Below are 13,017 nucleotides of genomic sequence, written 5' to 3'. Positions count from 1 at the left end.
GGGGGCCGGATGGCAAGGGGGTCAGCCCGCCCGGAGGGTGCCGATCGCGGCATCCCGGTCGAACAGGGTCAGCAGGGCAGGGATCGCCTTGCCGCGCGGGGTGGCATCCAGCCCGGGGTCGCGGTTCAGCAACAGCGCCGCATCCTGGTGCGCCATATGGACGAGGCGTTCCTGCGTCGCGGGATCGGCCAGACGGAAGCCGGGCAGGCCGGACTGGCGGGTGCCGAGTGCATCGCCCGCCCCGCGCAGGCGGAAATCGGCGTCGGCGATGACAAAGCCATCCTCCGTGTCGCGCAGGATGCCCAGGCGTTCGCGGGCGGTTTCCGACAGGCCTTCCTCGAACAGCAGCATGCAGAAGGACCGGGCCGCCCCCCGCCCGACCCGGCCGCGCAACTGGTGCAGTTGCGCCAGCCCAAAACGGTCGGCGTGCTCGATCACCATCACGCTGGCTTCCGGCACATCGACGCCCACCTCGATTACCGTGGTCGCGACCAGCAACTGGGTTACCCCGGCGCGGAAATCGGACAGCGCCTGTTCGCGCTGGTCGGATGGCATCTGGCCATGGGCCAGGCCGACAGCATCGCCGAATCGCTCGCGCAGGGTCAGCGCCCGGGTTTCGGCGGCGGCCAGGTCCAGCACCTCGCTTTCGGCGACATGGGGGCAGACCCAATAGACGCGGGCGCCCTCGGCCAGTTTGCGGCCGACGGCCTCAACGACGCTGTCCAGGCGGGAGAGGCCATGCAGCGTGGTGGTGATGGGCTGGCGGCCCGCGGGTTTGCCGGCCAGGCGACTGACCGCCATCTCGCCCCATTGGGTCAGCAGCAGGGTGCGGGGGATGGGGGTCGCGGTCATCACCAGCAGGTCGGCCGCAGCCCCCTTTTCGGCCAGCATCAGGCGTTGGGCGACACCAAAGCGGTGTTGCTCGTCCACCACGGCCAGGGCCAGGTCGGAAAACTCCACGGCATCCTGGAACAGGGCATGGGTGCCGACGACCAGCGGCAGGCTGCCATCGGCCAGCCCAGCCAGAACGCGCTTGCGGGCCGACCCTTTGACGGTGCCGGCCAGCAGGGCGATCGGCACGCCGGCGGCGGCGCAAAGCGGTTCCAGGGTCCGCAGGTGCTGCCGGGCCAGCAATTCGGTCGGCGCCATCAGGGCCGCCTGCGCCCCGGCCTCGACCGCCCGCAGCATCGCCATCAGCGCCACCAGCGTCTTGCCCGATCCGACATCGCCTTGCAGCAGCCGCAGCATCCGGTGCGGCGTGGCCAGGTCGGCGTCGATCTCGGCCAGCGCATGGGTCTGTGCCGGGGTGGGCGTATGGCCAAAGGCGGTCAGGGCCAGGGCGCGCAATCGCCCATCGCCGGTCAGCGACCGCCCTGGTTTTTGCCGCGCGGCGCCCCGCACCAGGGCGATGGCGACCTGGCCAGCCAGCAGCTCGTCATAGGCCAGGCGATGGCGCGGCGCGTCGCCCGGGAGAGAGTCCGGCGCCTGGAGCGCCCGCAGCGCCTCGGCAAACCCCGGCCAGCCTTCCTGCCGCATCAGCGAGGCATCGTGCCATTCCGGCAGCGGCGGCAGCCGGGCCAGAGCGGCCTCCACGCTGCGCCGCATCCGCGTGTTCGACAGGGTGGCGGTCAGGGGCCAGACCGGCTCGATCGAGGGTGGCTCGGTGGCCGATACGAGGGGCGACAGCATCGACCAGCGCTCGCCCTCCGGCCGCACCGGCCCGGCGAACCAGCGCGTCGCGCCGGGCGGGGTGGCGCGCTGCACCCAGGCCAGTTTGGTGTTCATCAGCCGCGCGACCAGAGGCTCCCCACCGGCCTCGGCGCGGATTTCCACATAGGGGCGGCCGGCGCCCGACCGCGCATCCCGCAGGCTTTCGACGACAGCCGGCAGGATCACCTCGATGTCGCCGGGCGCCTCGGACGGGCGGGCCACCGGCACGCGCTGGATGTAGCGGTCGGGCAAATGCAGCAGCAGATCCACCACCCGGTCGCCGCCACAGGCCTTGCCCACCAGCTTGGCGAGCGCCGGCCCCAGCCCCGGCAAATCGGCCAAGGGGGCACGCAGGCGGATCGCGACGGTGATCGACGCCGACCCCTCGGCTGGTCCGTCCGACGCCCATCCGGCCTCGTCGATGTCGTCCTGGGCTTCCGCGTTTTGCATGGGGGCGTATATGCCATTCACAGATGCCCGACGAAATCGACCCGCCCGAAGACCTGACCCCGCGCCGCCGGCGCCTCCTGTTCCGCGCCTGGCACCGCGGCACCAAGGAGGCCGACCTGATCCTGGGCGGCTATGTCCGCGCCCGGATCGCCACCTTCACCGAGTCGGAGTTGGACGAGGTCGAAGCCATCTTGGAATGGAACGACGTGGACATGGCCGACTGGCTGTCCGGCCGGCAGCCCGTGCCGGCCCATCGCGCGACCCCGATGTTCGCCGCCATCCTGGCCAGCGCGATGAGCGGCGACCTGGCCGACCGGGGCCACCGCGAGGCATGAGCGGGCTGACGGTTTTTGGCGCCCCCGAAGGCTGGGACGCAGCCCTCCTGGCCCGCCGCCGGGCCGAGACGACCGGCCCCGTCATCCACGCCTGCCGCGACGACGCCCGCATGGCCCGCATGGCGGAGGGCCTCGCCTTCTTCGCGCCCGAGGCCGAGATCCTGCGCCTGCCGGCCTGGGATTGCCTGCCCTACGACCGCGTCTCGCCGAACCCGGAGATCGTCGCCGAACGGGTCGCGACCCTGGCCCGGCTGCTGGATCCTTCGCCCCGCCCGCGCATCGTGCTGACCACGATCAACGCCCTGGTGCAGCGCCTGCCGCCGCCGGCGACGTTTCGGGGCGCGGCGCTGACCTTGAAGAAGGGCGGGCGGATCGACCCTGCGGCGCTCACCGCCTTCCTTGAGGCCAATGGCTACGGCCGCGCCGGCACCGTCATGGAACATGGCGAATACGCGGTGCGCGGCGGCATCGTCGATCTCTACCCCTCGGGCGAGCCCGATCCCGTCCGCCTCGATCTGTTCGGCGACGAGATCGAGGACATGCGCCGCTTCGACCCCTCGACCCAGCGCAGCGGCAAGGTTTTGCCCGAACTGATCCTGCGGCCGGTGGGCGAGGTCACCCTGGATCCCGCCTCGATCAGCCGCTTCCGCACCGCCTGGCGGGAGATGTTCGGCCCGGCCGCGGCCGAGGACCCGATCTATGCCTCGGTCAGCGCCGGGCGGCGCCATCCGGGCATGGAGCATTGGGCGGCGCTGTTCCACGGCGAGATGGCGAGCCTGCTGGACTACCTGCCCGGCGCATCGGTCAGCCTGGACCACCAGGCGGATGACGTGCTGGCGGCGCGGCTTGAAATGATCGCCGACCACTACGCCGCCCGCCGCCTGCCGCCGCGCGATGGCGAGACGCCCTATCGCCCGGCGCCGCCGGGGGGCCTCTATCTCAGCCGGGCGGAATGGGATGCGATGCTGGCCGAAGGGCCGCTGCTGCGCTTCTCGCCCTTCTCGCCGAATGAAAGCGTGGAGGGCGTCGATGGCGGCGGCCGACCCGCGCCGCTCTACGCCGATATCCGCACCGCCGGCGGCAATGTCTTCGCCGCCTATGCCGAAAGTGCGAAGGCATCCGCGGCCAAGAAGACCCGCCCGGTGCTGGCCGCCTGGACCCGTGGATCACGCGAACGCATCGGCAAGCTGCTGGCCGACAATGGCGTGGTGGCGCAGGCGGTCGACGACGTCCGCGCCCTGGGCAAGCTGGCGCCGGGTGTCGTGGGTCTGGCGATCATCGGGCTGGACCGCGGTTTTTCGGGGCCGGGCCTGTCCATCACCGCCGAACAGGATCTGCTGGGCGAACGTATCGCCCGCCCGGTGCGCCGGAAGAAGCGCGCCGACCAGTTCATCGCCGATGCCACGCAGATCGAGGAAGGCGACCTTGTCGTCCATGTCGATCACGGCGTCGGGCGCTACGATGGGCTCGTCACCATCCAGGTGAATGATGCGCCGCATGACTGCCTGCGGCTGGTCTACGACGGCGGCGACAAGCTGTTCCTGCCGGTCGAGAACATCGAACTGCTGTCCCGCTTCGGCAGCGAGGGCCTGGGCGTCGCGCTCGACAAGCTGGGCGGCGCGACCTGGCAGGCGCGCAAGGCGCGGGCGAAATCGCGCATCCAGGACATGGCGGCGCAACTGATCCGCACCGCGGCCGAACGCGCGACACGCCAGGGCATGATGGCGGCCCCGCCCGAAGGTGCCTGGGATGAATTCTGCGCCCGCTTCCCCTTTGCCGAGACCGAGGACCAGTTGCGCGCGATTTCGGAAGTGCTGGAGGATCTTGCCTCCGGCCGTCCGATGGACCGGCTGATCTGTGGCGACGTCGGCTTCGGCAAGACCGAGGTCGCCTTGCGCGCCGCTTTCGCCGTTGCAATGACCGGCGCCCAGGTGGCCGTTGTCGTGCCCACAACCTTGCTCGCGCGCCAACACTTCCGTGTCTTCACCCGTCGCTTCGAGGGGCTGGCCCTGAAAATCGGCCAACTCTCCCGCATGGTGAACGCCAAGGATGCGGCGGCCGTCCGCGCGGGGCTGACCGATGGCTCGATCAACATCGTCATCGGCACCCATGCGCTGCTGGCCAAGTCGATCAAGTTCGCCTCGCTCGGCCTGGTGATCGTCGATGAGGAGCAACACTTTGGCGTCGCCCACAAGGAACGGCTGAAGTCGCTGCAGACCGATGTGCATGTGCTGACCCTGACCGCGACGCCCATCCCGCGCACCCTGCAACTGGCGCTGTCGGGCGTGCGGGAAATGAGCGTGATCGCGACGCCGCCGGTCGATCGCCTGGCGGTTCGTACCTTCATCATGCCCTGGGATTCGGTTGTGGTGCGGGAAGCGATCCAGCGCGAACGTTTCCGCGGCGGCCAGGTTTTTTGCGTTTGCCCCCGCCTGGAAGACCTGCCGCGCATGGCCGAACGCCTGCGGGAAATCGTGCCCGAGGCACGGTTGCTGGAGGCGCATGGCCAATTGACGCCGACCGCGCTGGAACAGGTGATGACCGATTTCGGCGATGGCCGCGCCGATATCCTGCTGGCCACCAACATCGTCGAATCCGGGCTGGACATGCCGGCGGTGAACACGCTGCTGATCCATCGCGCCGACATGTTCGGCCTGGGGCAACTCTACCAACTCCGCGGCCGCGTCGGGCGGGGCAAGCAGCGTGGCTATGCCTACCTGACCTGGCCGCAGTCGCACCGGCTGTCGCCGGCGGCGGAAAAGCGCCTGGCGGTGATGCAGACGCTCGATAATTTGGGGGCCGGCTTCACCCTTGCCTCGCACGACCTTGATATCCGTGGCGCCGGCAACCTGCTGGGCGACGAGCAGTCGGGCCATATCCGCGAGGTCGGCATCGAACTCTACCAGCAGATGCTGGAGGAGGCGGTGCAGGACCTCAAGCACGGCGACCGCGGGCAGGGGGCCGAAGCCCCCGATACCGGCTGGACGCCGCAGATCGGCCTCGGCCTGCCGGTGCTGATCCCGGAGGCCTATGTGCGCGACCTGCCGGTTCGGCTTGGCCTGTATCGTCGCATCGCGGGGCTGGCGACGGAGGGCGAGGTCGATGCCATGGCCGCCGAACTCGCCGACCGTTTCGGTCCGGTGCCGGAGGAGGTGGAGAACCTGCTCCAGGTCGTGAACCTGAAGCGCCTGTGCCGCGAGGCTGGGGTGGAGAAGTTGGATGCCGGGCCTAAGGGCATCGTCATCGGCTTCCGCAAGAACCGCTTCGACAACCCGGCTGGGCTGGTCGCCTGGGTCACCGCGCAAAAGGGCCAAGTGCGACTACGCCCCGACCACAAGCTGGCGGTGGTGCGGGAGATGGCCCTGCCGGCCCGGGTCAAGGCTGCCCACGACATGCTCCGCGCCCTGGTCAAGGTCGTGAACCAGGCGAAAGCGGCCTGAGGCTTGGCGCGGGCCGGGGCGGCAACTAGCCTTCGTGCCCGAACCTGGAGGATCCCCCATGCGCTGGCCCGCCCTTTTGCTGCCCATCCTCCTGGCCGGGGCCGGATCGGCCGGGGCGGTCGGCCTATCGGTCGGGCATGAGGTTCTGCCGGCCGGCACGGCGCAATCCGCCTGCCTGGACAGCGCGGCGGAGGCCTTTGCCTCACAAGGGCTGCGCCAATTGAACCGCGACGCCCGCGCCGTATTCGCCGAGAACCGGGAGTCCAACCAGGTGTTCTCGATCTATTGCGTGGCCGATCGCGGGGTGGTCACGGTGATCGGCGCCGCCGATCGCTTCGAACAGGTGGCATCGGTGGTCACCGCACTGCGCACGGCGCTGCGGACCGGCGGCAACGCGCCCATTCGGAAATAGGGTTAAGGCCCCGCCGCGATCGCGGCGTCCAGCAGCCGTTCCAGCACCTCCGGCTCCTGCGCGCCCGCGATGGCGTGGCGTTCGGCCACCACGAAGCAGGGCACGCCATTGATGCCCAGGCGATGGGCCCGCAAATTATCGGCATGCACCGCCTCGCCCTCCTGCCCCGAGGCGAGGAAGCGCAGCACTGCGGGTTCGGCGAAGCCAAGCCCCCCGGCGATGCTGGCCAGCGTGCCGGCATCGCCCAGATCGGCGCCCTGGCTGAAATAAGCGGTGAACAGCGCATCGACCATCGCATCCGCCAGCCCGTGCCGGGTGGCGTAACGCACGAGCCGATGGGCATCGAGCGATGGCGGGATCTGCCGCAGCCGGTCGAAACGGAAGGGAACGCCCTCCGCCCGGCCCATTTCGGCGATGGTCGCATGCATCCGGCGCGCGCGTTCCTCGCCGCCGAATTTGCGCGCCAGGTAGTCGGTGCGGCCGACTCCGCCGGGCCCGATGTCCGGGTTCAGCAGGAAGGGGCGCCAGACCAGTTCGGCCAGGACCTCCGGCCGTGCGCGCAAAGCCCGCCGCAAGCGCCGGGTGCCGAGGAAACACCAGGGGCAGACGAGGTCGTAGACGATCTCGATGCTGAGCCTGGCGCGGGGAGGGGAGAGGCTGTTCAAGGTTCAACAAGTATCGCGCCACCCGTGCCTGGGCGTCCAGACCAACAAGCATGGCCGCATCCCGCGTTCAGGTTGCATTCGGGCTTGCTGTTGCGCGGGAAAGGTCCATATAGGCGGGGTCAACCTCGTATGGTTCGGCGCCGCCCTCCGCCGCTCGATACCGAGCGCCAGGCCCGCTGCCCGTTTCACGCCGAAGCTTGATCCGCCACGCATATCGCGCGGCGGCCTTTGTGCTTACTGGAAAATTTTATGCCGATCGGTACCGTCAAGTGGTTCAACGCAACCAAGGGCTTTGGTTTCATCCAGCCCCAGGATGGCGCGCAGGACGTGTTCGTCCACATCTCCGAAGTTCAGCGCTCCGGCCTGGTGGAACTGCGTGAGGGCGACAAGGTCGAGTTCGAGATCCAGCCCGGCCAGCAGGGCAAGACCTCGGCTTGCAACCTGCGCCAGGCCTGATTCCGCCTGACGAGCTAACCCTATCTCGGGTGTCGGCAACGACACCCGGGTCAGACTCGGACGGGCAGCGCCCGTCCGTTTTTGTTTCTGGGCCATGATTTGCCCGGTTGATTGCATATTTCGCCAGCATTGCTGGTCCGGGCTGCGGAGTGTCCCGCCCGAAGTACGAATTTTGGCCGTTGGAGATTACGGTACGCCGCTAAGGCAAGCACGATGTGCCAACCATTTCCCAGCCGCTCATTGCGCATCCGGCGCGAAGACTGTCTTATCGCGCAGGAAGTGGAACAGCTTGCCACGGAAGCGGATCGGATAAATTCATGCAGCAAAGCGACGGGGAGACGGCCGATCTGTCGCGTTGGCCCGAAATCCTCGACGGGTTGGTGGCAGAAGCGCATGGGTTGGACGGAATTCTGGTTGCCTGGCGTAAGTTCCGTTACGCACTCCGGTCGCTGCACAGCAATGGTTCGACCGCTGATTGGCAGACCGCCTGTTCCATTCTGCGCGCGCACCCACTCCATGCCCTGGCCCTGGAAGACCCTTTCACGCGCCATGCTGTGGTCAAGCCGCGCGGCTACCCCGGCGACGCCGTCCTGCTCGACTACGTCTATCGCCTGGGTGCCGCCCCGCGACAGCTTCGGGAAGCGACGCCTGCCGGGCGGGACGTGAACGCCGTCACGACCGAACTGTCCCTGCCTGTCGCGGCGCGGGAACGCTGTCGTATCCTTGCCCGAACGGTGGACGCGACCGCCCACCGCTGCCGTGGCCGCGGGGCTGAGATCCTGGCCCTGGCCGGCGGGCATCTGCGTGAGGCGAGCATTGCCCACGCGCCGGCCGAAGGCGGGGTGCTACGCTGGATCTCGCTCGACCAGGACCCGTTGAGCGCGGACGAGGCGGCACGCAGCCACGCCCACCTGCCTTGCATCGTGCCGATCTGCGCGCCGGTGGGGCCACTGATGTCGCGCCCGCTGCTGCATGGCCGCTTCGACCTGATCTACTCCGCCAGCCTGTTCAACTACCTGGATCGGGAGACCGCGCTGGCCATGTTGGCGGCGATGCTGCTGGCGTTGAAGCCAGGTGGCCAGGCGCTGATCGCCTTCACCAGCTCCGGCTTGCTCGATGCGCCCTACTTCGACGCGGTGCAGGACTGGCAACTCGACACGCGCGACGATTCCAGCGTGCAGGATCTGCTCGACTCGCTGCCGCCCGACGAAATCGCGTCCAAACGTGTGATGCACGGCACCAATGGCGACCTGCTGTATGGGCTGCTGACGCGCCGCGGCTGAGGCTGCGTCGCGCCCTGTGGCTTGCGCCACGGGCAGGGCTGGGCTGATCTCGATCCCAAGCCGGCCCGTGTGGCCGGCAGGGAGAAAACGCCAATGCCACGCCGCCGCACCTTGCTGGCCGCCCCTTTGTTCCTCGCCGGCGCTACGGAGCGTCATGCCCTGGCCCAGCCTGTGTTTCCGGATCGTCCGGTTCGCATCGTGGTGGGCTTTACCCCAGGTGGGGCCACCGACATCGCTGTTCGGGCCTTCGCGCCGCGCATGGGCGAATTGCTGGGCCAACCGATCGTCGTGGAGAACCGCGCCGGCGCCGGCGGCAATATCGCGATGGAGGCGGTGGTCCGCGCCCCCGCCGATGGCCATACCTTGCTGCTCGGCACCATCGGCACCCTCGTGGTCAATCCGATCACGACCCGCATGGGCTTCGACCCCGTCGAGGAATTCCTGCCCGTCGGTATCGCGGTCGAGGCTTTCAACATCCTGGTGGTGCCGGCCGACCGGCCGTGGCGGGATCTCGCCGACCTGCTGGCCGCGGCGCGTGCGGCACCCGGGCGCCTGTCCTGGGGCTACAGCGGGATCGGCACGACCGGGCACCTGGCGGGGACCTTGCTGGACCGGATGGCGGCGATCGACACCATCGGCGTGTCCTATCGCGGCGGGGCGCCGCTCGCGACCGATCTTTTGGCCGGGCGGATCGACTATGCCTTTTCCACGGCCCCCCCGGCGCTGCCGCATGTGGCGGCGGGGCGGTTGCGGGCGATCGCGGTGCCGACCGCGGGGCGCGCCGCCCTTCTGCCTCAGGTGCCGACCGTGGCCGAAGGCGGCGTCACGGGGTTCGACGTCCAATCCTGGTATGCCCTGCTGGCCCCGCGCGGCACGCCGGCACCGGTCATCGCCCGGCTGAATGCCGCCCTGCAGGGCGCGCTGACCGACCCCGAAACGGTGGCGACCCTGTTGCGCAACGGGCTGGAACCCATGCCCGGCCCGGCCGAAGCCTTGGCCCGCGGCTGGGAGGCCGAACGCAGCAAATGGCAGCCGATGATCCGGGCGATGGGGATCCGCCCGGAATGACGGCTACCGCTCCGGGACAGGCGCATCGCCGGTGTGAAGCTGCATCCGGCTGAACTCCGGCGCATCCTGCCCGGCATCGACGAAGGCCTGCTTCATCGCGGCGATGCTGGGGGCAAAGATGGTCCCGCGATTCTCGCTCGCCCAATCGCGCGAAGCCTGGGGTGCGGTCAGCGATTTCTGGAATCGCGGCATCACCCAGCGGGCGAAGAGTTCGTAGCTGCGCCAGGTCTCCTCCCGGTCGGCCCATTCATGGGAGCGGAACAGCACGGCCCCGCAGCCGCCATCGGTGAAGGTCAGCAGCCGCTCTATCCCCTGGGCGACCGTTTCGGGCGATCCGACCAGGGTCGAGCCGGCGGCCAGGCCATCGGCCAGCGGGTTTTCCGCGCGCGACGGCGGGCGGCCAAGCGTCTCGGAGAAATAGGCGTTGGTTTCCAGCCTTTCGCCAAAACGCACCTGGCGCATCGCCGTCGCGTCATCCTCGGCGACATGCAGGTTCACCACCAGGCGCCAGTTGGTTCGGTCGATCGTCTTGCCATGTTTCGCCGCCTCGGCCTCCGCCATGCGCCATTGCTGGCCAAGCGCCTGCGGCCCGCCCGGCAGGCCGGCGCCCAGCGCGATCAGCCCGACCCCGTGCTTGCCCGCGGCCAGCGCGCCGGTCGGCGTGGTGGAACTCGCGACCGCGATCGGGAAATGCGGGTCGCTCCAGGGCGACAGGTGCAGCCGGGCCTGATTCAGCTCGAACCAATCGGTCTTCATCGTCACGGGTTCGTCGCCGCGCAGCAGCGCCATGATCGCGGTCAGGGATTCATCCATGCGCCGGCGCTGGTCGCCCGGCTTGATCCCCATCATGTAGGCATCCGACACCAGCGCCCCTGGCCCCGCGCCCAGCATCGCGCGCCCGCGTGTCATGTGGTCGAGCTGCACGAAGCGTTGTGCGACCAGGAAGGGGTGGTGGTAGGGCAGGGAGGTGACGCCGGAGCCGAGGCGGATGTGCTTCGTCCGCTCGGCGGCGGCACCGATCATGATCTCCGGGGCGGCGATGGTCTCCCAGCCGGCGGAATGATGTTCGCCGATCCAGGCCTCATCATATCCCAGGCTGTCCAGCCAGCCGATCAGGTCAAGGTCGCGCGCCAGCGCCAGGGTCGGGTTGTCGCCGACCCGGTGGAACGGCGCGAGGAACACGCCGAAGCGCAAACCGTGGTGCGGCATGGAACCCTCCGGTGGCTCTGCGTCAGGGACCCGTCGCGGCCATGACGGTGCTGGAGAAGGCCGCGAGCCGCGCCTGCTTCTCCGCCTCGCCGAGGCCCGTGAGCTGGTTCACCACGGGGCAATAGGCGGTGACGAGGTAGTTCACGATGTCGGCCGACCCCGCGGCCGGGTAGCGCTGGCGCAGATCCCGCACGATGTCCGGCACGCGGTTGGCGACATCGCCGGTGCCAAGCAACCCGGCCAGGCGGTCGATCTGCGCGGCCGGTTCACGGATCACGCCGGCCGTCGCATTGGGCTGCGGAATGGGGCAATCCAGCGCCGCCGCCGGCAGGGCCGCGCAGGCCAGCCCAAGCACGGCCATCGCCGGCCCGATCCGGCGCCACATCGCAAGCTTCGGCATCAACGCTTCTCCCAAAATTGTCGCGGCCGGATGGCGGCGGGCAGTCGTGACGAAAACCTAACGCGTGCGCGGTCCTGCCGCCAAGGGCAGGGGGCAAAGCGATTCCGGGCCAACGGCCAACCACGGCATGTCCTGTCGGCCACCCGTCCGGGTATCACGCGAACGTGTATCGACTTTAGGTAGCAAGCGGGCGTGGCATCATTCCGGTTCAGGGGGAAGACGGCATGTCGTCACCGCGCCCGTTCCTGATTGGCTTCCGCGCCACGCAGCCCGCGCATTTCGCGCCGGCCCTCGCGGCGCTCGGTGGGCGGGTCGTCCTGGCCCTGCCCAGAAGTGCCATCGTGCTCGCCCCCGACGATGCGCGCGATGCGCTCGCCCGCCTGCCCGGCGTGGTGCATGCGGGCGGGGTGAACCTGCCGCAGCGCACCGTGCCGCGCCTGCGATTTGACCCCGACGGACGGCCACTGCCCATGCCCCGTGACCGCCCGAAGGACGCAAGTTCGTAGAGGAAAAATCCCAACGAGAGGAGGCACTCCCCCATGGCAAATATTCCGCGCAGCGTTGGCCAGGAACTGCTGAACGTTCCCTTCCCCGAGATGGTCGAAAAGATGGGCATGGCCATCGCGACGGCGCAGATGGCGCTCGACCTCAATTCCATGAAAACCGCCCAGGCGCTGGCCAGCACCATGATCCCGGCCGGCACGGTGGTGACCGCGATCAAGGAGACGGTGAACGCCGAAGGGGCGGTGACCGCGACCGAGGTGCTGTTCAACGACCAGCCGATGCCGCTGCTGGCCTTTGGCATCAACCCGACCTTCTACGCCTTCAGCGAGACGATCATCGAGGTGAAGATGACCATCACGATGTCGGTCGAACGCAGCACCGCCGTGTCCTTCGGCACGACGACATCCTTTACCAGCACGACGAAGTTCGCGGCGGAATACAAGACCGGCGGGCTGCTGTCATTTCTCGCGGGTTCGGGCAAGGCGAGCCTGGACAACACCACCACCGTCGCCCGCACATCGACGATGAACGCCTCCTATACCGGCAAGTTCAACTTCAAGGAGGAAGGCTCCTCGCTGATCCGCACCACCTTGAAGCCGGTGCCGCCGCCGCAGCGCTCGATCCCGACCATCACGGTGCAGGAACCGGCCGGCCCGGGTCCGGGCCCGTAGCGGCCGATGCCGATCGAGATCCAGGAAGTCCTGATCCAGCCGCTGGCCGATGTGCTGGCCCGGCTGGGTGAAGGCGTGGCACAGGCACAGCGCGCGATGGACCTGAACGCCATCGCGACGCAGACGCTGATCGACAACGACCCCGTGCTGTCGGAAACCGGCCTGCAAGCCACCTGGTACCACATGCCGGAGGTGACGCTGGAACTGCGGATGTCGCTGTCCCTGCGGCGGGAGAACGACGTCAAGGCCGGCCGCGTCGTCGCCTCCCGCCTCAAGCTCCTGGCCGCGCCGTTCAATGCCTCGGTGCAGAACACCCAGGGCTTCGACATGGCCGGTACCAGCCTGCTGAAGGCGCGGATCGTCGCGATCCCACCGCCGCAGCGGATCGAGGGCGAACCCTGACGCGTGGGCACC

At 69.1% G+C, this 13,017-nt stretch carries 13 protein-coding genes; 9 read left to right on the top strand and 4 right to left on the bottom strand.

Annotated features, from left to right (window positions below; translation table 11 throughout):
• Nucleotides 1-21: 21 nt before the first annotated feature.
• The gene (gene recG, locus ACQW02_RS12295; protein WP_431285534.1) at nt 22-2,160 is read right to left on the bottom strand and encodes an ATP-dependent DNA helicase RecG; all 2,139 of its coding nucleotides are present in this window, start codon (nt 2,158-2,160) and stop codon (nt 22-24) included.
• 23 nt (nt 2,161-2,183) lie between these two features.
• Here recG and ACQW02_RS12290 point away from each other — a divergent pair, with 23 nt between their 5' ends.
• From ACQW02_RS12290 to ACQW02_RS12280, 3 genes are read left to right on the top strand one after another with little or no spacing between them, the layout of a single operon-like run.
• Nucleotides 2,184-2,495: a succinate dehydrogenase assembly factor 2 gene (locus ACQW02_RS12290; RefSeq protein ID WP_431285533.1), complete on the top strand. Its 312-nt coding sequence runs from the start codon at nt 2,184-2,186 to the stop codon at nt 2,493-2,495.
• Complete coding sequence (gene mfd, locus ACQW02_RS12285; protein WP_431285532.1) at nt 2,492-5,935, top strand: transcription-repair coupling factor; 3,444 nt, start codon at nt 2,492-2,494, stop codon at nt 5,933-5,935. The genes ACQW02_RS12290 and mfd overlap by 4 nt, the downstream gene beginning before the upstream one ends.
• A gap of 58 nt (nt 5,936-5,993) precedes the next feature.
• Nucleotides 5,994-6,347, top strand: a complete 354-nt coding sequence (locus ACQW02_RS12280; RefSeq protein ID WP_431285531.1) for a hypothetical protein — start codon at nt 5,994-5,996, stop codon at nt 6,345-6,347.
• Between the two features lie 2 nt (nt 6,348-6,349).
• On the opposite strand, the gene ACQW02_RS12275 is transcribed toward ACQW02_RS12280, so the two are convergent.
• Nucleotides 6,350-7,012, bottom strand: coding sequence for a DsbA family oxidoreductase (locus ACQW02_RS12275; RefSeq protein WP_431285530.1), 663 nt, complete (start codon nt 7,010-7,012; stop codon nt 6,350-6,352).
• Nucleotides 7,013-7,261: 249 nt separating this feature from the next.
• Between ACQW02_RS12275 and ACQW02_RS12270 the strand changes: the two genes are divergently transcribed.
• From ACQW02_RS12270 to ACQW02_RS12260, 3 genes are all read left to right on the top strand, one after another.
• On the top strand, nt 7,262-7,468 hold the full coding sequence (locus ACQW02_RS12270) for a cold-shock protein (protein ID WP_431285529.1): 207 nt from the start codon (nt 7,262-7,264) through the stop codon (nt 7,466-7,468).
• A 317-nt stretch (nt 7,469-7,785) separates the two neighbouring features.
• Entirely contained in the window at nt 7,786-8,751 is a 966-nt protein-coding gene (locus ACQW02_RS12265) for a hypothetical protein (RefSeq protein WP_431285528.1), read from the top strand.
• A gap of 93 nt (nt 8,752-8,844) precedes the next feature.
• Entirely contained in the window at nt 8,845-9,819 is a 975-nt protein-coding gene (locus ACQW02_RS12260; protein ID WP_431285527.1) for a Bug family tripartite tricarboxylate transporter substrate binding protein, read from the top strand.
• Between the two features lie 3 nt (nt 9,820-9,822).
• On the opposite strand, the gene ACQW02_RS12255 is transcribed toward ACQW02_RS12260, so the two are convergent.
• On the bottom strand, nt 9,823-11,028 hold the full coding sequence (locus tag ACQW02_RS12255; protein ID WP_431285526.1) for an LLM class flavin-dependent oxidoreductase: 1,206 nt from the start codon (nt 11,026-11,028) through the stop codon (nt 9,823-9,825).
• A 22-nt stretch (nt 11,029-11,050) separates the two neighbouring features.
• The gene (locus ACQW02_RS12250) at nt 11,051-11,428 is read right to left on the bottom strand and encodes a hypothetical protein (RefSeq protein ID WP_431285525.1); all 378 of its coding nucleotides are present in this window, start codon (nt 11,426-11,428) and stop codon (nt 11,051-11,053) included.
• 224 nt (nt 11,429-11,652) lie between these two features.
• Here ACQW02_RS12250 and ACQW02_RS12245 point away from each other — a divergent pair, with 224 nt between their 5' ends.
• From ACQW02_RS12245 to ACQW02_RS12235, 3 genes are read left to right on the top strand one after another with little or no spacing between them, the layout of a single operon-like run.
• Nucleotides 11,653-11,934, top strand: coding sequence for a hypothetical protein (locus ACQW02_RS12245; protein WP_431285524.1), 282 nt, complete (start codon nt 11,653-11,655; stop codon nt 11,932-11,934).
• A 33-nt stretch (nt 11,935-11,967) separates the two neighbouring features.
• On the top strand, nt 11,968-12,603 hold the full coding sequence (locus tag ACQW02_RS12240) for a hypothetical protein (RefSeq protein ID WP_431285523.1): 636 nt from the start codon (nt 11,968-11,970) through the stop codon (nt 12,601-12,603).
• 6 nt (nt 12,604-12,609) lie between these two features.
• On the top strand, nt 12,610-13,005 hold the full coding sequence (locus tag ACQW02_RS12235; RefSeq protein ID WP_431285522.1) for a hypothetical protein: 396 nt from the start codon (nt 12,610-12,612) through the stop codon (nt 13,003-13,005).
• Nucleotides 13,006-13,017 lie beyond the last annotated feature (12 nt).

This window comes from Humitalea sp. 24SJ18S-53 (assembly GCF_050632385.1).
Classification (GTDB): domain Bacteria; phylum Pseudomonadota; class Alphaproteobacteria; order Acetobacterales; family Acetobacteraceae; genus Humitalea.
The sequence above is the reverse complement of the archived record's forward strand: the minus strand, read 5'-3'. Positions and strand labels throughout refer to the sequence as shown.